General features: G+C 66.3%; 16 protein-coding genes. 9 read left to right on the top strand and 7 right to left on the bottom strand.

Features of this window, described 5'->3' with window-relative positions:
• The first annotated feature begins 121 nt into the window (after positions 1 to 121).
• From ACZ9H4_RS14605 to ACZ9H4_RS14590, 4 genes are all read left to right on the top strand, one after another.
• Positions 122 to 1,003 carry an isocitrate lyase/PEP mutase family protein gene (locus tag ACZ9H4_RS14605; RefSeq protein ID WP_408144950.1) on the top strand — a complete coding sequence of 294 codons (882 nt, stop codon included), beginning with the start codon at positions 122 to 124 and terminating at the stop codon, positions 1,001 to 1,003.
• A gap of 641 nt (positions 1,004 to 1,644) precedes the next feature.
• Complete coding sequence (locus tag ACZ9H4_RS14600) at positions 1,645 to 3,084, top strand: MFS transporter (RefSeq protein WP_408144948.1); 1,440 nt, start codon at positions 1,645 to 1,647, stop codon at positions 3,082 to 3,084.
• Positions 3,085 to 3,246: 162 nt separating this feature from the next.
• A complete protein-coding gene (locus ACZ9H4_RS14595) occupies positions 3,247 to 3,684 on the top strand; it encodes a GNAT family N-acetyltransferase (protein ID WP_408325297.1) in 438 nt (145 codons plus the stop codon).
• Positions 3,685 to 3,936: 252 nt separating this feature from the next.
• Positions 3,937 to 4,605, top strand: a complete 669-nt coding sequence (locus ACZ9H4_RS14590) for a cation diffusion facilitator family transporter (protein WP_408153238.1) — start codon at positions 3,937 to 3,939, stop codon at positions 4,603 to 4,605.
• A gap of 72 nt (positions 4,606 to 4,677) precedes the next feature.
• Here ACZ9H4_RS14590 and ACZ9H4_RS14585 read toward each other — a convergent pair whose 3' ends face one another.
• From ACZ9H4_RS14585 to ACZ9H4_RS14575, 3 genes are all read right to left on the bottom strand, one after another.
• Positions 4,678 to 5,568 (bottom strand): 2OG-Fe(II) oxygenase, encoded by an 891-nt coding sequence (locus ACZ9H4_RS14585; protein WP_476119334.1) that lies wholly within the window; start codon positions 5,566 to 5,568, stop codon positions 4,678 to 4,680.
• A gap of 101 nt (positions 5,569 to 5,669) precedes the next feature.
• On the bottom strand, positions 5,670 to 6,149 hold the full coding sequence (locus ACZ9H4_RS14580) for a nuclear transport factor 2 family protein (RefSeq protein WP_408144942.1): 480 nt from the start codon (positions 6,147 to 6,149) through the stop codon (positions 5,670 to 5,672).
• Between the two features lie 103 nt (positions 6,150 to 6,252).
• Positions 6,253 to 7,830, bottom strand: coding sequence for an MFS transporter (locus ACZ9H4_RS14575; RefSeq protein WP_476119333.1), 1,578 nt, complete (start codon positions 7,828 to 7,830; stop codon positions 6,253 to 6,255).
• Between the two features lie 121 nt (positions 7,831 to 7,951).
• On the opposite strand from ACZ9H4_RS14575, the gene ACZ9H4_RS14570 reads away from it, so the two are divergent.
• The 3 genes from ACZ9H4_RS14570 (at position 7,952) to ACZ9H4_RS14560 (ending at position 11,114) form a co-directional block, all read left to right on the top strand.
• A complete protein-coding gene (locus ACZ9H4_RS14570; protein ID WP_476119332.1) occupies positions 7,952 to 8,848 on the top strand; it encodes a LysR family transcriptional regulator in 897 nt (298 codons plus the stop codon).
• Between the two features lie 154 nt (positions 8,849 to 9,002).
• Positions 9,003 to 9,599 (top strand): hypothetical protein, encoded by a 597-nt coding sequence (locus ACZ9H4_RS14565; protein WP_476119331.1) that lies wholly within the window; start codon positions 9,003 to 9,005, stop codon positions 9,597 to 9,599.
• Between the two features lie 153 nt (positions 9,600 to 9,752).
• Entirely contained in the window at positions 9,753 to 11,114 is a 1,362-nt protein-coding gene (locus ACZ9H4_RS14560; protein WP_476119330.1) for a DUF2325 domain-containing protein, read from the top strand.
• A 50-nt stretch (positions 11,115 to 11,164) separates the two neighbouring features.
• On the opposite strand, the gene ACZ9H4_RS14555 is transcribed toward ACZ9H4_RS14560, so the two are convergent.
• The 3 genes from ACZ9H4_RS14555 to ACZ9H4_RS14545 all read right to left on the bottom strand — a co-directional run bounded on the left by ACZ9H4_RS14555 (position 11,165) and on the right by ACZ9H4_RS14545 (position 12,836).
• A complete protein-coding gene (locus tag ACZ9H4_RS14555) occupies positions 11,165 to 11,575 on the bottom strand; it encodes a winged helix-turn-helix domain-containing protein (protein WP_408153232.1) in 411 nt (136 codons plus the stop codon).
• Between the two features lie 52 nt (positions 11,576 to 11,627).
• Positions 11,628 to 12,173, bottom strand: a complete 546-nt coding sequence (locus ACZ9H4_RS14550; protein ID WP_408145019.1) for a nitrogen fixation protein NifQ — start codon at positions 12,171 to 12,173, stop codon at positions 11,628 to 11,630.
• A 183-nt stretch (positions 12,174 to 12,356) separates the two neighbouring features.
• Positions 12,357 to 12,836, bottom strand: a complete 480-nt coding sequence (locus tag ACZ9H4_RS14545) for a molybdopterin-dependent oxidoreductase (protein WP_408153231.1) — start codon at positions 12,834 to 12,836, stop codon at positions 12,357 to 12,359.
• A 275-nt stretch (positions 12,837 to 13,111) separates the two neighbouring features.
• On the opposite strand from ACZ9H4_RS14545, the gene ACZ9H4_RS14540 reads away from it, so the two are divergent.
• Together ACZ9H4_RS14540 and ACZ9H4_RS14535 are read left to right on the top strand one after the other, a co-directional pair.
• Positions 13,112 to 13,999, top strand: a complete 888-nt coding sequence (locus ACZ9H4_RS14540) for an extracellular solute-binding protein (protein ID WP_408144930.1) — start codon at positions 13,112 to 13,114, stop codon at positions 13,997 to 13,999.
• 4 nt (positions 14,000 to 14,003) lie between these two features.
• Positions 14,004 to 15,869, top strand: a complete 1,866-nt coding sequence (locus tag ACZ9H4_RS14535; protein WP_476119329.1) for an ABC transporter ATP-binding protein/permease — start codon at positions 14,004 to 14,006, stop codon at positions 15,867 to 15,869.
• On the opposite strand, the gene ACZ9H4_RS14530 is transcribed toward ACZ9H4_RS14535, so the two are convergent.
• Positions 15,851 to 17,278 (bottom strand): nicotinate phosphoribosyltransferase, encoded by a 1,428-nt coding sequence (locus ACZ9H4_RS14530; protein WP_476119328.1) that lies wholly within the window; start codon positions 17,276 to 17,278, stop codon positions 15,851 to 15,853. The two genes, ACZ9H4_RS14535 and ACZ9H4_RS14530, sit on opposite strands and share 19 nt — an antisense overlap.
• Positions 17,279 to 17,314 lie beyond the last annotated feature (36 nt).

Below are 17,314 nucleotides of genomic sequence, written 5' to 3'. Positions count from 1 at the left end.
CACCACCATCGCCCAACCCGTTGATTACTCAGGACAACCCGCACCTCACCCCCGATGGCACGCTTCCTGCAAAATACTGCCCACATCGTATCCCGCCCCCCTTCCTCCCGGAGACACTCACATGACCACTTCCGCCACCCGCCGCGCCGCCTTCCGCGCCAAAGTCAACCAGCGCCAGGGCCTGCTCGTGCCCGGCGCCTTCAACGCGATGAGCGCCCGCGTGATCGAGGACGCCGGCTTCGAAGCGCTCTACATCACAGGCGCGGGCGTCACCAACATGTCGCTCGGGCTGCCCGATCTCGGCTTCATCGGCCTTGCCGAAGTCGCCGAACACACGGCGCGGATTCGCGACGCGGTCGCGCTGCCGCTGATCGTCGACGCCGACACCGGCTTCGGCAACGCGCTGAACGTGCGCCAGACCGTACGCGTGCTGGAGCGCAGCGGCGCCGACGTGATCCAGTTCGAAGACCAGGTGATGCCGAAGAAATGTGGCCACTTTTCCGGCAAGGAAGTGGTCGCGACGAGCGAGATGGTCGGCAAGATCCGCGCGGCCGTCGATGCCCGCGAAGACGGCAATCTGCAGATCATGGCGCGCACCGACTCGGCGGCGGTCCATGGCATCGAGGATGCGATCGAGCGCGGCCATCGCTTCATCGAAGCCGGCGCCGACATCCTGTTTATCGAAGCGACCGAATCGCTCGCCGACATCGAACGTCTGCCGGGGCTGTTCGACAAGCCGCAGCTGATCAACATCGTGATCGGCGGCAAGACGCCGGTACAGTCGCGCGAGGCGCTCGCGACGCTCGGCTACGGCATCGTGCTGTATGCGAACGCGGCGCTGCAGGGGGCGGTGCTAGGTATGCAGCGCGCGCTCGGCAGCCTGAAGAGCAACGGCCGCCTCGACGAGGACGCGACGCTCGTCGCGCCGTTCAGCGAGCGCCAGCGGCTTGTCAACAAGCCGCTGTACGACCAGCTCGATCGCGAGTACGCCGCGAAAGCCTGAACGGCGAGTGCCCGGGCGCCGCGCTGGCGGCAGCGCCCGGCGCCCGCCGATTGGGAGACCGGTGGCGCCCGCGCCGGTCTTGCGTGTCACCGGCGCATGCGCCCAACACCCGCTGATCGGCACACTGGCAACACACCGCGCCGGTCGGTCTTGCGTGCCACCGCCGCATGCGCCCAACACCCGCTGATCGGCACACTGGCAACACCCCGTACCGGTCTCGCGTGTCGCCGGCGCATGCGCCCAACGCCCGCTGATCGGCACACTGGCAACACCCCGCGCCGGTCTCGCGTGCCACCGCCGCATGCGCCCAACACCCGCTGATCGGCACACCGGCAACACCCCGCGCCCGCCTCGCCGGACACGCCACCCGCTGCGCTCCCCGACGGTATGGCGCCATTTATTGCGTTAGGATTCAGGGCTGGCGACGCGCGCGCGATCCATCACGGCTTCATGCGTGCACCGCCGACCCTCGCTATCCGGTCGCTCGTCCGCCTCTTGCAGACGCCCGGACATCCCCCGCCGCCGGAAACACATAATCGAAAGGTAGTCGCAACAACCATGAAGGCCAACCCCTCGCGCGCCATGCGCCAGCCCGCCCGCGGCATCGACGCCCGCCCACGCCTTGCCGCGAGGACCGCGCAATGACCGGCGCCAGCACTCGCCATGCGCACGTCGGCTGGCTGCCGTACCTCGTCGCGGCCACCTTCTTCATGGAGTATCTCGACACCACGGTGATCGCCACCGCGCTGCCGCAAATGGCGCACTCGTTCGGCGTTGGTCCAAACAGCCTCAGTCTCGGCATGACGGCGTACATGCTCGCGTTGGCGATCTTCATCCCGGCGAGCGGCTGGGTCGCCGATCGCTGCGGCGCGCGCACGGTGTTCTTCAGCGCGATCGCCGTGTTCACGGCGGCCTCGGTGTTGTGCGGGTTGTCGCAGAACGTCGTCGAGTTCACCGCGGCGCGCGTGTTGCAAGGCTTGGGCGGCGCGATGATGGTGCCGGTGGGCCGCCTGATCGTGGTCCGCAGCACCGAGAAGAGCCGCATGATGCAGGCCATCTCGACCATCACCTGGCCGGCGATCGCCGCGCCGGTGGTCGGCCCGCCGGTGGGCGGCTTCATCACGACCTACGCGTCGTGGCGCTGGATCTTCCTGCTGAACGTGCCGTTCGGTCTCGCGGCGATGGCCGTCGCGCTCGCGCTGGTGCCGAACCTGCGCGGCGCCGAACGCAAGCCGCTCGACGTGGTCGGCCTGCTGCTGAGCGGCCTCACACTGACGGCGGTTCTGTACGGCGCGGAACTGGCGAGCCAGCCCGGCACCAATCCGTGGCTCGCCGGGGCGGTCGTGCTCGGCGGCTTGCTGATGGGCGTGGTCGCGTTCCAGCATGCGAAGCGCCACCCCTACCCGCTGATCGACGTATCGACGCTGAAAATCCCGACCTTCTCCGTGACGGTGGTGACGGGTTCGTTCACGCGTATCGGCATCGGCGCGGTGCCGTACCTGATGCCGCTGCTGTTCCAGGTGGGCTTCGGCCTGTCGGCGTTCAGATCCGGGCTCCTGCTGCTCGCGAGCGCGCTCGGCAACCTCGGCATGAAGGCGCTCACCACGCGGATTTTGCGGCGTTACGGTTTCCGCATGGTGTCGATCGTCGACGTCACGGTGGCCGGCGTGTTCATCATCGCGTGCGGACTGTTGACGCCGGACGTGCCGCTCGCGCTGGTGCTGTTCGTCGTGTTCGTGTACGGCGTCGCGCGCTCGATGCAATTCTCGACGCTCGCCACGCTGGCCTACGCCGACGTCGCGCAGGCGCAGATGAGCGCGGCGAGCACCCTATGGAGCGCGGCGGCGCAGATGACGATCGGTCTGGGCATCGCATTCGGCGCGGTCTCGCTGCGGGTGGCGGCGCACTTGAGCGGCGAGACGAGCGGCCACGTCTTCACGCTCGACGATTTCCGTCTCGCGTTTCTGTTTGCGGGTGTGCTGACGCTGGTGTCCGTGTTCGGTTATATGGGTTTGGCACGCGACGCCGGGCAGAGCATCGGCGGCGGCTCGCGCGGCAGCGAGGGGCCGGCGAAAGGCTGAAGGGTTGGCTAGTGACGAGTTCTGGACTGCGCGGCAAAGACTGCGTGAGCGGCTCATGCAAGCGTCGGCATAGCCATGCCGGTAACACTGGACGAAGCCCGGGCACCCTCCCGCATTGCCACTTCCTTCGACCTCTCGATCAATCCCACAAGGAGACATCCGGTGCAAGCAGACGAACTGACGATCTCCAGCAACAAGGGGGATCTCGACATCGAGATGGTCTATGCGTTCCTCTCGCAGCAAACAGCGTGGGCGCAGGGGATGCCACGCGAAACGTTCAAGCGGGCCGTCGCGGGCTCGCTATGTTTCGGCGGCTATATCGACGGCAAGCAGATCGCGTTCGCGCGCCTGATCACCGACGAAGCGACGTTCGCCTACCTGTGCGATGTGTTCGTCTTGCCCGAGCATCGCGGCAACGGCTATGCGTCCGCGTTGCTGAAATACGTGTTCGCAAGTCCGTCGCTGAAGGGTCTGCGAAGAATCGTGCTGGTGACGTCCGACGCGCATCATGTCTACGAGCCCCACGGCTTTACGCCGCTGGCGAATCCAGAGCGCTATATGGAGCTGCATAACCCGGACGTCTACAGGACGAGTGCCTGAGACAAGCTGAGCGGGTCTGAAGGCGGCGTGAGCGCGGCGCAGGCAAGCACGCCTCGCCGCTGTCTCATTGGCAACGCGCAACGCAACGCCACCACGCACCTGCCTCGCCTGGCAATCCCACGGTTTCGGCGCTGTCATGTGCGTGCCACGCTCGACGGTTACCTTGCTGCGACAAACAGAACCCGTCAAAGACCATGCACCCCATCGAGCGCAACAGCCACGATCGCGATTCCATCCTGAACGGCGGCCGTCTTGTTTAAGGCCGCCTCCGCCAGCGCGCTGCTCAATGCGTTCCTCTCGACGATGCAGATCACCCTCGGCATCACCGCGCACTCGGACGGGCTCTTCGCCGACGGCATCCACACACTGAGTGACCTGGCCTCCGACGCCATCGTGCTGCTGGTGCTGTACCTCAGCGCGAAACACCTCGGCGCCCGGGCGCGCAACGCAGATCACGCACACACTCACAACACCGACAGCAGCACCGAGCAGGCGCTGGCCTCGCTTTTCATCGCCGTCATCCTGATCTTCACCGCGGTGCAAATGCTCTGGGGCAGCGTCGCGCAGACCGCGACACTGAGCGGCAACGACGCGATGAATGCCGGCGCGCTCGCTGTCAGCGGCTTTGTGATGGTCGCCAAGGAAACGCTGTTCCGCTACCTGCGCGCACAAAGCCGACGCACCGGCTCGGCGCTTCTGCAGGCGAGCGCATGGCATGCTCGCGTCGACGCGGTGTCGGCGCTCGTCGCGACGCTGGGTCTCGCAGGCAGCCTGGCCGGTCTGCCGATGCTGGATCACATCGCCGGCGCGGCGATCGGATTGATGATCCTGCGCATGGGTTACGCATCCGGCCGCGACGCGTTCAGGCAACTGTTCGCCGGCTCGAGCGCCAATGCCGCCGGCCGTCAGGCGGCCGACTGAGTTGATCGACTGAGTTGATCGACTGAGTTGATCGACTGAGTTGATCGACTGCGGTGGCCTACTGGCGCGGCATCAACCGTAAGCCCGCTCGCGCATCCATTTCGTCATGATCCATTTGTCGCCATCGACCACTGGCGCACCGGCGTGCAGCGTCAGCGGATCGAGCTGCCGCTGAGCGTTCATATAGCGGAAATACACCGCGCCACCCTGCCGCGCCGCGACCGACAAGCCCGCTTCAGGAAACGTCGTCTCGCCGCCGTCAGGGACGTCATTCAGATAGACCACCAGCGTCGCCACGCGTTGGCCGCCTTGTGCGGTATGCACCGCGCTGCCCGGTTGATCGGGCGGGAAGTAGTCGAAATGCGCGCGGTATTCGCCGGTCATGCCGTAGTGCAGGATCTGCAGACCCTCGCCGTTTTCGACCGGCCAGTTCATCAGGCTCGCGATGCGCCGGTCGAGCTTCTCGATGAACGGATCTTCGGCCCGCTGATACCAGATGCCTTCGCTGGTGCGGTTGCGGATCACGTCTTCCTTGCCGGTGTCGGGATTGACCGTGGTGGAACGCTTCAACCGATGACGCGAGCGCTCGATCATCTCGCCGCACTCATCGGGCGAAAGCACATCGGCGAACACGATCACCTGCGGCCGTTCGCAGCGCATCAGCACGCGAACGTCGCGATCGTACGCGCGGATCACGTTGCCGCGCGCGACCGGCGACGCGTCGTACAGGTACGTGTGCGGTTCGGCTTTGGCGAGCGCGGCCTCGGTCGCGGCTACGGCTGCGGCTGCGGCCATGGAAGCGGAATCCGTCGGCTTCTGCCCAAACGCGTGATGCACGGCAACGTGCGCCGCTTCGCTGGCGAACCCGGCCTGCACCATCGCCTCGATCATCGAATCCGGACTGCAACCGCGCGCCACATTGCTGCTCAGCCACTCTTCCCATGCGGCATCCACTACTGGCATAGCACTCCCTCTCACTGCCTGTTCTTCGGCCTGAAAAATACGGGTTCAACCGAACGAATCATAGCAAGCGCGCCATGCGGCACATCGCGCCCGATCCGGCTTCAGGAGCGGCTATGGTGGTTCCGATACGAGGTGAGGCCACGGCGCGCCTGTGCCCTGAGCATGCGCCGCACGAGCGGCGACCAGCCGAGCAGCGTGCCCCGCACGCCCATCGCCTGACGCATCCATAGCCACAGATCGAAACTGTCGCGATGTTCGGTGATGAGCCCGTCGCGGAACACGAAGCGCGCGTCGATCCGGTTGACCACCGGGCGGCCCGTCTGACTGAACAGATAGCCGGCTTCCCAATGCGCGCTGCCCTTATGGTCGTCCGCCTCGATGCTGCCGAATGTCAGCGAGAACTCCTGCGCGCCCGCCACCAGCATGCGCCACATGTCGCGGACTTCGTCGCCATACAGCTCGCCGAAGGCGGGATCGCTGAAGACGACGTCATCGGCATAGCAGGCGATCATCGTTTCGGCGTCGCGTCGCTGAAACGCGGTGTAGAAACGTTCGATCAGTTCGGTGTTCGGATGGCTCATTGTTTTACGTGTCGTGCGTTCGAAGAAGCGCCCGCGAGGATGCCTCGGCAAGCGTGCCGCACACGATAGCGGAAAACGACGCGAATGGGGCGACGGTATTTCCCTAGCCGTTCGACGCCATCTCTGCTGCCCGCACCGATTCCGCCCTGCCCGCCAGCAGCCAGACGCCCGCGGCGAGTGCCGCGGCAAGCAGACCCGCCACGCACAGCGCGGCCGCGAAACCATCGGCGAAGCTTGCGTGCGCGGCCGAAATAAGCGCGGCCCGCAGGCCGGGCGGCAGATTCGCGGTGGCCTGTGCGGTGTCGCCGGCCAGCATACGCGACATGAAACCGGCGTCGAGTGCGGCTTTCACGCCCGGCGTCAGCGGCGTGGCGCCGACGAAGGCCGCATGCGTGCGCGCCGCGAGCACCGCGCCGAGCACGCCGACCGACGTGACGATCGCCGTAAAACGCGTGGTCGTGCTGATGCCCGACGCCATGCCGGTGCGCTCCGGCGGCACGCACGCCATGATGGCCTTCTGTGTGTCGCCGTTCAGCATGCCGGCGCCGAGCCCCGTGACGATCATCCCGAGCGCGACCCATGCATAACGTTCGCGGCTCGCCACCGATGCCGTCAGCAGGTTGCCGAGGGCGATCAGCAGCAAGCCCGCCGAGAGCAGCGTCATCGCCGGAATCCGCTTGCCGAGGGCCGCGCCGATGTATGGCCCCACCACCATCGCCAGCGCGAACGGCAGCATGCCGACGCCTGCCGCCACCGCCGACAGACCGAACGCGTTCTGCAAATACAGCGGCAGAAAGGTCATCATCACCTGCGCGCAGGCGGCGTAGCCGAACATCGCAAGCACGGCGGCGACGAAGCGCGGCTGGCGGAACAACGCGAGGTCGACCATCGCGTGCGCGCGCACCCGCTGGACCTGGATGAACGCGCCGAACAGCAGCGCGCACGCCACGAGCCGCGCGCCGGTGGCCCAACTCGCGAGGCCGTCGGCCGGCACTTCGATCAGCGCCCAGATGCCGAGCGCCAGCGCGAGACCGAACAGCAGGCTGCCGGCGGCATCGAGCGGACCGGGCGCGGGATTGCGCGACTCACGAAGCACGCGCGACGCGCACCACGCGAGCACCGCGCACACGGGAAGATTGAGCAGGAAGATCCAGCGCCAGCCGAGCCATTGCGTGACCACGCCGCCGACCAGCGGCGCCACCGTGGTCGCGACGCCCATGCACGCGCCCCACACGGCCCACGCGCGCACGCGTGCGGGGCCGCCGTGAAAAGTGTTGGCGATCACCGCGAGCGCCGCGGTGAGCAACATCGCGGCGCCCACGCCCTTGACCGCGCGCGCGATGTTCAGCACAGCCGCCGAAGGCGCGAGCCCACATCCGAGCGACGCGCCGAAAAACACCGCGAGCCCGAGCAGCAGCATCTTCTTGCGGCCAACGCGGTCGGCCAGCGCGCCCGCGGGCAGCAGACAGGCGGCGAAGGCAACCATATATGCGCTGACCACCCATTCGACGTCGGCGAAACTCGCGTGGAACGAGCGTGCAATCGACGGCAACGAGACGGCCACGACGTTGGTATCGAGCACGATCAACGCGCAAGTGGCCGACGCGGTGGCCAGGACGAATGCGGGATTGGCGGCAGGCGGTTGCGCAGGCGTAGCAGGTTGAGTGGAAACAGATGACATACGGGTATACGTACGGGTAGGCATTGACGGATCGAAGTCACGTCATGGTAGCGATGCGTCTATTTCCTGTCATTGGCATAGAATCACAGAATAATTAACGTTATTTGCAAGACAGAAAAACATGAGGCAACTCGAACTCCGTCATATACATGCCTTCGTCTGTGTCGCCAGGCAGCTCCACTTCTCGCACGCCGCAGACGAGCTCGGCATCGCCGCGCCGTCGCTCACCAAATTGATTCAGGATGCCGAACGGTTGCTTGGCGTGCGGCTCTTTCATCGCACGAAGCGCTCGGTGGCGTTGAGCGCGGCGGGCAGCGCCTATCTCGCCGAAGCGCTCGTCGCGCTCGACCATCTCGCGCGCGGCGAGGAGCGCGCGGTGCTGGCCGAGCGCGGCGAACTCGGGCGGATTGAGGTCGGCTATGTGGCGTCGGCCGCGTATGCCGGCGTGTTGCAACAAGCGGTAGGCGGATTTCGCGGTACGCATCCGGGTGTCGACGTGTCGATCCGTGAGGTGCCGATGGACGGCGTCGCCGCGATGCTGCGCGACGGCCAGCTCGACGCCGCCTATGTGCGCCCGCCCATGCCGCTCGCCGACGGCATTCAGGCCACCACCGTGCACCGCGACCGCTTCGTCCTCGCGCTGCCCGCCGATTGTCCGCTCGCGGGCGCGGCCAGCATCCGCCCCGCGCAACTACGCGACCAGTGTTTCGTGCTGCCGGAGCAGGAAGCCGGGACCTTCGAAGTGGCGCGGCGCGGACACTTCGCGCCCCGGCTCGGACCACGCCCCGGCACGCTCGCGGCGGTGCTCGCGTGCGTGTCGCTCGGCGGCAACGTGGCCGTCGTGCCGCATACCCTCGCCGACTGCATCGCGTTGCCCGGGGTCGTGTACCGCGAGATCGCCGGGAAGCCGATCGCCTCGGAGATCGCCATCGCGTTCCGCGAGTATGAACGGGCGCCCGCGGTCAACGCGTTTCTCGCCTTCGCGCGCAACGTCAAAGCCGCCAAAGGCCGCGCATAAAGCCACGACGCGGGTCCCGGTTCCAACACGCTGGCCTTCTTTCGTTATATCCTGTCGAATATCACGGTAGGCTTTGCAACATGCGTGAGAAGCGTCTTTCGGGCCTTCCATCCGCATGCGACGAAGCACAACGAACCAGCAGGAGCCAGCAGCGGTGCGCAGCCGATCCCCTTTGTTCGACCTCGCGGAACGTGGTCAACCCTTTGCGAACGAGATTTCGTCGACCCTCGTTGCGGTGCGCTCGGCGTCCGAGCGCGGCCGGGCCGAATCGATCCGTGATGTCGTCGACGCCTATCGGCGCCTGTATGGCAGCGTGCAGCGCTTCGTCCTGATGCTCACCGACGACCGCCTGAATTTCGCGTCGGTGGGCACGTCGGGCTCGCACTCGCTGAACCAGTTGCTGTCGATCCTCGCCGAGCAGGCACGCGCCGCAGGCTTCGCCCGTCTGCGCGAACTGAAGGCGACCATCGAGGACGCGCGCCCGGCGGAACAGTTGCGCGACGCCATTTTCTCCGATGCGTTCAGCAACGACGTGGCCGCGTTGCGCAAGGTGGTGGCGGAACTCGAACGGCTCGACGCGGCCTTTATCGGTCTGTGCGTGGGCCATGTGCTGGAACAGCATGCACGTGCTGACAGCGGTACGGGCCCAGCCATCGCCGGCAGGCGCCGTATCGCGCGAAATACGGCGGCGGCCGCGTCCACTCCAGGCAAAGCGACCGCGGAGCCGAGCGTCGCGCGTGCAAACGATTGATCCGCCGGTGCCGCCCATGAGCACTTTTTTTTGTCGACCGTTATATCTTCGTGAATATATCGCGACGCGCGCTCGCGCAGCGAGCGGAGCGTGCGCCACGCGCCATCTGTGCGCGTCGAGCCTGCCTGACACCGAACCGGATTCGAGATGCCCATGAACACGCCCCCGTTTCGCCTTGCCCAGCCCTCGCGTCTGAAACTGTCCGGCGACGAGCTTGCCGGCGCCGGCATCCGCGCCGTCGATCCTTGCTGCACGCCCGCCAACGTCTCGCCTCCGAACACGAGACGGCGCGCGCGCCTCACCGAACTCGACAGTCATCTGCATTGTTCGATCATCGGCACCTGTTTGAGCACGCACGAGCTGCGCAAGCTGGTGCCCAAATTCACCGGTCTCGACCGGCGCAACGCAAGCGATCTCGAGATTCATCACTCGGCAGTCGAACTCGCGATCGAAGGCGGCCCCGCCGCCAAAGCCCTGCACAAGCTGCTCGACGAGCGCTATGCGGCGGCGATCCGCCGCTTCGACAAAGCCGCCGACGACGTCGATCTGCTCGAACTCTGGGGCGAAGCGTTGAAAAGCGGCGACATACCGCCCGCTTACTGGGCGTTGATGACGCATCCCCTTACGACCATGCCGGTGCGCCAGAAAGCGTTCGGTGACTTGCACATGCTGTCGCATCTGGTGGGCGCGGCCAATCGCGCGGATATTCGCCGGCTGGTTGCGCTGGAGGAAGAGAATGCCGCGTTGAAGGAGAAAATCGAGCGGCAACAGGGCCGTCTGCACGAACTCGGCATGGAGCGCGATGCATCGATCGCCGCGCTGAACGCCCAGCTCGCGCAACTCACCGCGCAAGCCTGCCGCCCAATGGCCGTCGATGCCGCCGATGCCGCCGGGCTGAAAGCCGAAGTCCAGCAGCTGCGCAACAAGCTGGCCGACGCCGATCAACGCGTCGCATTGCACACCAGCCGCCGCGAAGCGGCGGAACAGCGCACGCTTCAGGAACAGGACGCGGCGCTTGCACTACGCAAGAGCCGCGACAAGGCGCTGGCGCAGCTCAAGCTGGTGCAAAGCGAATGTGATGCGCTCGAGCGCGCCACCGTCGACGCGGCCGACACCGCGAGCGGAGCCGGTACGCGCCGCGCGAGCCTCGATAGCGTGCACGGCAAGCGGATCGTGTATGTGGGCGGCCGGCCCGGCTCGAATGCCGCGCTCAAGCGGCTGGTGGAAGCGGCCGGCGGCGATCTGGTAGTGCACGACGGCGGCGTCGAGGATCGCAAGGGACTGCTTGCCGCCGCGTTGCCCGGTGCGGATATCGTCGTGTTCCCGGTGGACTGCATCGATCACGATTCGATGAACACGCTCAAACGGGTCTGCGAGCGCCATCGAATCGATTATCACCCGGTGCGTACCGCGAGCGTGGCGAGCTTCGTCGAATTGATGGCGCGGCTGCATCCCGACCATCTCGCTCAACTCGGCAACCCTGCGCCGTCGGCGTTTTGCCTGCGGCACGGCTGAGCGCGAGGCGCGCTGAGTCAAGAATCGCGAGGGCCGCCAAGGGCCGCCGCTCAGGAACGGATCAGCCGCGTCAACTCGGCGATCTGCTTCGCGCAACTTCGCTGCGCCTCTTCTTCGACATCGCGGTACAGGCGAATGATGGACTCGCCGACCGGCGTGAGCGTGCAGCCGCCGCCGCTCTGACCGCCCTGCTCCGAATGCGTGGCCGGCGACTTGAGCGAACGGTTCAATTCGTCGATCAGCAGCCAGGCGCGCCGGTACGACATGTCGAGGCTGCGCGCCGCCGCTGAGATCGACCCGTATTCGCGCACCGCTTCGAGCAGATCGACTTTGCCCGGCCCGAGTGCGACGGCATCCGCGCTGCGAATGCGCATCCGGAAGCGCACTTCGGGGCGCGGCTTCGCGGATTTATGCGGGGATTTCTTAGGCGCTGCGGGTTTGGTTTTTGCGGTGTCAGCCATGCGCGAAAGCATACACGAACCGCTTCGCGCTGCCACCCTGGCCGAACGGCTTTCAACGTGGTGGCGGGAAGCAATATCCGTAGTCTTCGCAGCCAGGGCAACCCGGCGCGGGGCCGGGCTGCAAGCCCAACGAAAGCGCGCGCTGGGCGGCGAGGAATTTTTTCCAGCGCAGGTCAGCGACATTCAGCACGACGAGCGTGGGGAAGTAGCGCGTCAGCATCCACGTGACCTCGGTGCGGCCGGCGAGGCCGAGGTCGCGCCATAGGTGGTCGGGGCGCAGGCAGGCGTGGGCGATGATCGTGGCGAGCCAGTGCGCATCGTCGGCGTGGACGGTGGGGCGTGCGTGGGTGAGCAGGAGTGCGTGGAGCGAGTGGACGAAGGCGATGTGTTCGTTGGCGTTGGCATTCATGCCAACGTTGCGCGGCAATGCCGCCTCGGCCGCATGCGTGAAATGCCGCGCCAACAGCGTATGCCACTCGCGTGGCTGTAGCCCGAGCAAGGCGAGTTCGTCATGCGCGTCGCGCGCGGCGATCAGCTTGGCGAAAAGCCGCGTGTCGGCGCTGGCCGCATCCGTCGCTGCATCCAGCCATTTGCCCATGCACGCGGCGCCCAGCGGGTCGAGCGGCAACGACAGCGGTTCGGCATCGCACGCGCCAACCCCCGAAGGCGGTGCGGCACGAGCAGCGCGTGCAAGCGGATCGTCAGACATGGCGGCAACGCGATGATGAAGAGCCGACCATATTACGCCAGCCTCCCGCGCACACGCGTCAGGTCCAACGTATCAGCTCAAAACCCGCGCTTCGATCCGCGCGAGCCGTTTGACGTGACGCGGTGCGGGCAGGAGGTCCGAGCCGGAGAACAGAATCGGCGCGCCGTCTTCGGCATCGAGCATGCACCCGCCGCATTCGTAAGCGATCAGCACGTTCTCGCCGATCGGCGTATTGAACAGCTCGTGCCACGAGAACGTCACGACATACCCGTCCTGCCCGCGCGCGATGAACACCGTGCGCTTGAACTCGCCCGGCACCTCGTTCGGCAAACCGGCCTCCGCGATCAAAGTCGTCAGGCGCACGCCACGGTACGCGTCGACGCTGCGGATGAAACGGTTCGTCGTATAGCAACGCAGATCGAAAGCCGTGGCCGTCACGCTGTCGTAACGCCGAAGCGCTTCGAGGCTGAGCGACAGCGGACGCTGAAACCGTCCGCTCAGCACGAGCGCACCGTCGACGGCGGGCGCGGTAATCACATTCACACTATCCATACGCGGTTATCTCCAGCATCGACGCCCTGGCGGCCTGTTCATTCGCTATGTCCGTGTGTATATTACGCTGCGATGGCGGCAGCCGTGAGCATCAACGCGTCAATACGCGGTATACCGCCACGCATATCGGCTGTTTCACCGTCGCCGGCGTGACGCCTGGCATTCGTGCAAACGACGGCATGCGGTCCGCTAAACCGGCCATGTCACGGCAGAACGCAAGGCACCGTAATGGCGTCGTAATGTGACGCTTTCAAATAACGCATCGGGGTTATCGCATGATTCGCAAGCTGCTCGCTTCTCTCGTGGTCGTCACCGGCATCGTGACGGCTGCGCCCACCTTCGCGCAGAACTCGGGGAACAACACGGTCAACGTGCTGTACGCCGGTTCGCTCGTCAACCTGATGGAGCGCAGCATCGGCCCCGCGTTCGAAAAAGCCACCGGTCAGCAGTTCCGCGGCTATGCGGCGGGCTCGAACAAGATCGCCAACGAGATCAAGGGCAAGCTGCGGCGCGGCGACGTATTCATCAGCGCGAGCCCGAAGGTAAACGGCAGCCTGATGGGCGAGGCGAACGGCGATCACGTCACGTGGTACGTGAATTTCGCCGAATCGCCGTTGATGATCGGCTATAACCCGCAGAGCAAATTCGCGTCGCAATTCAAGAGCAAGCGTTGGGACCAGGTACTGCAGCAGCCGGGTATTCGCATCGGCCGGACCGATCCGAAGCTCGATCCCAAAGGCGCATTCACAGTCGAAATGATGACGAAGGCGGCCGAGCTCTACCATCAGCCGGACCTGGTCGAGAAGACGCTCGGCGCGCCGGAAAATCCCGCGCAGGTGCTGCCCGAGGAAACACTGGTGGGCCGTCTGCAATCGGGCCAGCTCGATGCAGGCTTTTTCTATTCGACCGAGACGTCCGACCTGAAGATTCCGGCGATCCACCCGGCGCCTGAATTGCAGGCCAAAGCCAGCTACACACTGACGATCCTCAACGACGCGCCGAACCGCCCCGGCGCGGTCAGCTTCGTCGACTTCCTGCTGAGCGAGCAAGGCCGCGCCCTGCTCAAGCAGCATGGCGTGGACGTCGTCAAACCCGTCGTGAGCGGCAACGTGCAGTCGATGCCGCCATCGGTGCAAGCCGTCATCGACGCCGCCACGCACTGACGCGGTGAAGCGCGCCGCTGCGCGACCGCTGCTGTGGCTGGCGGCGCTGCTCGCTATCTATCTGTGCGCTCCGTTCGTCGCGAGCGTGCCGCAACTCGGCGCCGCGGATTGGGCGAACGTCGACTGGCGCGCGACGTGGTCGGCGGTCGGCGTGTCGGCGGCGAGCGCCACGGCGGCCTCGTTCGCGATCCTGTTGGGCGGCGTGCCGCTCGGCTATTTCCTCGCGCGGTCGAGTTCGCGCAAGATGGCGCTGCTCGGCTTCGTCGTGCAGTTGCCGCTGGCGCTGCCGCCGCTCACGAGCGGCGTGCTGCTGCTGTTTCTGCTTGGGCCCTATAGCGGCATCGGCCGCCTCACCGGCGGCGGGCTGACGGATTCGTTCGCCGGGATCGTGCTGGCGGAAATCTTCGTGGCCGCGCCGTTTCTGATCATCGCCGCGAAGTCCGCATTCGCCTCGGTCGATCCGGTGCTCGACGACGTCGCCGCCACGCTCGGCCATCATGCCGGCAGCCGTTTTTTCCGCGTGATGCTGCCGGTGGCCTGGCCGGCGATTCGCGCGGGACTCGCGCTCGCCTGGCTGCGCGCATTCGGCGAGTTCGGCGCGACCGTGATGGTCGCCTATCACCCGTATTCACTGCCGGTCTACACGTACGTGGTGTTCGGCGGCCAGGGGCTTCCGGCGATGATGCCATTGCTGCTGCCCACGCTCGCGATCGCGATACTCTGCGCCGCGTTGTCGATCTACAGCCTTCGGCAAAAGCCCGCGCCCGACCAGACCGAAAACGGCGACGACACGCTCGAACCCGGCACGGATCTCACCGCGAGCCGCGGCGACGCCGACGATCGCCGCCTCACGTTCCATCTGCGCCGTCAGTTGGGCGCCTTCGATCTCGACATCGCGTGGACGCCGGCCACCCGGCGTCTCGCGATCATCGGGCCGTCGGGTTCGGGCAAATCATTGGCGCTGCGTCTGATCGCGGGGCTCGAATCGAACGCGTCGAGCACCGTGCGGCTCGGCGCGACCGAGTTGCATACGCTGCCGCCCGAGCGCCGCCAGATCGGCTACATGCCGCAGGATTACGGCCTGTTTCCACACATGAGCGTGGCGCGCCAGCTCAGCTTTCCCGTCGATGCCGACGCCGCCAGCGCACGCTACTGGCTCGATCATCTCGGCCTCGCGCCGCTGGTCGGACGGCTGCCGCATCAGTTGTCGTTCGGTCAGCGGCAACGGGTGGCGCTCGCGCGCGCGCTCACGCGGCATAGCGAACTGCTGCTGTTCGACGAGCCGTTCGCCGCGCTGGATACGCCGCGGCGGCGCCGCCTGCAACAATCCTTGCGGGCCTTGCAGCGCGAGATCGCCGCGGTGACGATCATCGTCACGCACGATCCCGATGAAGCCGCGCTGCTGGCCGACGAGGTGCTGGTGGTCGAACAGGGGCGCGTGTTGCAGGCGGGCGCGATCGCCGACGTGTTCGAGCGGCCGGCTTCGATGCGGGTGGCCGCCCTGCTCGGCTTGCACAACGTCGGCGAAGGTTCGATGAGCGCGGCGGGCGAGGTGCAGATCGCTCCGGGCTTGACGGTGGCAACGGCCAACCTGCCCTCCCTTGCCGCCGCGGGCCAGCGTGTCATGTGGCGCGTGTCGTCGCATGCGCTCGCCGTGACGCCGCAAGGCGCGCATGCCGGGGTCGTCGAGTCGGTCGAATTGCGGCGCGGCGAGCGCTATGTTCGCGTGAATATCGCCGGGGTGCGCTTCGACCTTGCCAGCGAAGACGCCGGTTTGCGCGAGGGTGCGGCATGCCGGCTCGACATCCGCGCGGCGGGTGTGAACATCTGGGTCGCGGCGTGCGGCTCGCGTCAGGCTTCGTCCGCGTGAGCGCGGTTCCTGATTTCGGCGAGCGAGGCATCGACCAGTAGCTTGCCGGACTCGAACACCGTCACGAGCGCTTCGTCCCACTCGCCCGCGACGGTGTGTTCGTCCCACGCGACGGGCAGCGTGAGCGTCCGGTACTCGCCCGTGCGGCGATGCTTCAGCAACGTCAGGCGTCCTTTCATCGAACGCTTCGCGGCATCCGTGACCGGGTCCTTGCGCACGTCGTGCCACTCGCCGCCAAGACGGATTGCGGAACACTTCATCGCGAAGCGCTGCGTGTCGCGGTTGATCTGCTGCAACAGCGCCCCGCCCATGCCGAATACGATGTTATCGGCCGCGAAGCCGGCCTCGTCCATTGCGGCGAGGATCGTCGCGATCGAATCGGGGTTCACGCCGTCGCCCTGAATCACGCGCACGTTGTTGAGCACGCGCCGGCCCTTGCTGTTCACCACGGAGCCGAACGACGCGTCGAGCGCGCGCAGCGTCTGCAACACGATCGCGCGCGGATCGCCGGAGTCGGGGCGGATCACGAGGGTGGCGCCGGAATCGAGCACGGCCTGTTTCAGCTGCGTGCCCCATACGTCGAGCGCGGCAAACAGATCGTAGGAATCGGACACCACCGAGACGATTGCGCCCGGCTTGCCGAAGCGCGCGATCATGTTGCGGAACGCGTCGGTCTCGCGCTCGCGGCCCCACGACGTGATGGTGCTATGCTCGGCGGCCGGCACGGAAAACGCGGCCATCGTTTCGTTGTAGTAGTGGTTCGCCGCCGCCACGCCGAGCACCGTGTCCGAACCCATGAAACTGACCAGATGCGCGGCGCCGCCGATCGCCGCCGACTCCGCGCTCGACACCCCGCGCGCGCCGAAATCGTGCAGCTTGAACGGCAATTGCGTGAGGTCGTCGCTGCTCTTTTCCAGGTAGGCACGGATCGTTTTGCGCAGATGCCAGCTTTGCGTCGCCACCGTGATCGGATACCACACGCGCAGCAGCATCGTCTCCAGATAGGAAGCGAGCCAGAACACCTGCGGGTCGTCGCATTCGACCGTGACCAGCACGTTGTGCGTCGGCACCACCGAGCCTTCCGGCACCGCGCGAATCCGCACCGGCAGATAGCCGCCGCACTGCTCGACGACGTAGCGCCAACCCGCTTCGTTGAACGGCTCGCCATGCGCGCTGAAAAACGCTTTGGCCTGCTCGATCATGGCCGGCGTGACCGGCCGGCACAGGTATTCCTTCAGCAGCATTTGCAGACCGAAGAACAGCGTGCGCTCATAGCGCCCGCCGCGCGACTCGATGTACGAGAACATCGCCGTCGCTTCGGGCGGATATTGCAGATAGTGCGAGGCCTTGTACGAATCCGTGTTGAGAATCGGATTGGACAGGATCGACGCGATGTCGCCAGCGCTCACGTGAGTTCCCCGGGGTAATCGAACGGATGCGGTTCT

It is taken from the genome of Paraburkholderia sp. TE9906, from assembly GCF_056279605.1.
This window is presented reverse-complemented; position numbering and strand designations above follow the sequence as displayed.

Coding starts and splice junctions, on each gene's coding strand:
- ACZ9H4_RS14600 (WP_408144948.1), top strand. CDS start 1,645: ATGACCGGCGCCAGCACTCGCCATGCGCACGTCGGCTGGCTGCCGTAC.
- ACZ9H4_RS14585 (WP_476119334.1), bottom strand. CDS start 5,568: ATGCCAGTAGTGGATGCCGCATGGGAAGAGTGGCTGAGCAGCAATGTG.
- ACZ9H4_RS14560 (WP_476119330.1), top strand. CDS start 9,753: ATGAACACGCCCCCGTTTCGCCTTGCCCAGCCCTCGCGTCTGAAACTG.
- ACZ9H4_RS14605 (WP_408144950.1), top strand. CDS start 122: ATGACCACTTCCGCCACCCGCCGCGCCGCCTTCCGCGCCAAAGTCAAC.
- ACZ9H4_RS14575 (WP_476119333.1), bottom strand. CDS start 7,830: ATGTCATCTGTTTCCACTCAACCTGCTACGCCTGCGCAACCGCCTGCC.
- ACZ9H4_RS14580 (WP_408144942.1), bottom strand. CDS start 6,149: ATGAGCCATCCGAACACCGAACTGATCGAACGTTTCTACACCGCGTTT.
- ACZ9H4_RS14550 (WP_408145019.1), bottom strand. CDS start 12,173: ATGGGCAAATGGCTGGATGCAGCGACGGATGCGGCCAGCGCCGACACG.
- ACZ9H4_RS14540 (WP_408144930.1), top strand. CDS start 13,112: ATGATTCGCAAGCTGCTCGCTTCTCTCGTGGTCGTCACCGGCATCGTG.
- ACZ9H4_RS14570 (WP_476119332.1), top strand. CDS start 7,952: ATGAGGCAACTCGAACTCCGTCATATACATGCCTTCGTCTGTGTCGCC.
- ACZ9H4_RS14545 (WP_408153231.1), bottom strand. CDS start 12,836: ATGGATAGTGTGAATGTGATTACCGCGCCCGCCGTCGACGGTGCGCTC.
- ACZ9H4_RS14555 (WP_408153232.1), bottom strand. CDS start 11,575: ATGGCTGACACCGCAAAAACCAAACCCGCAGCGCCTAAGAAATCCCCG.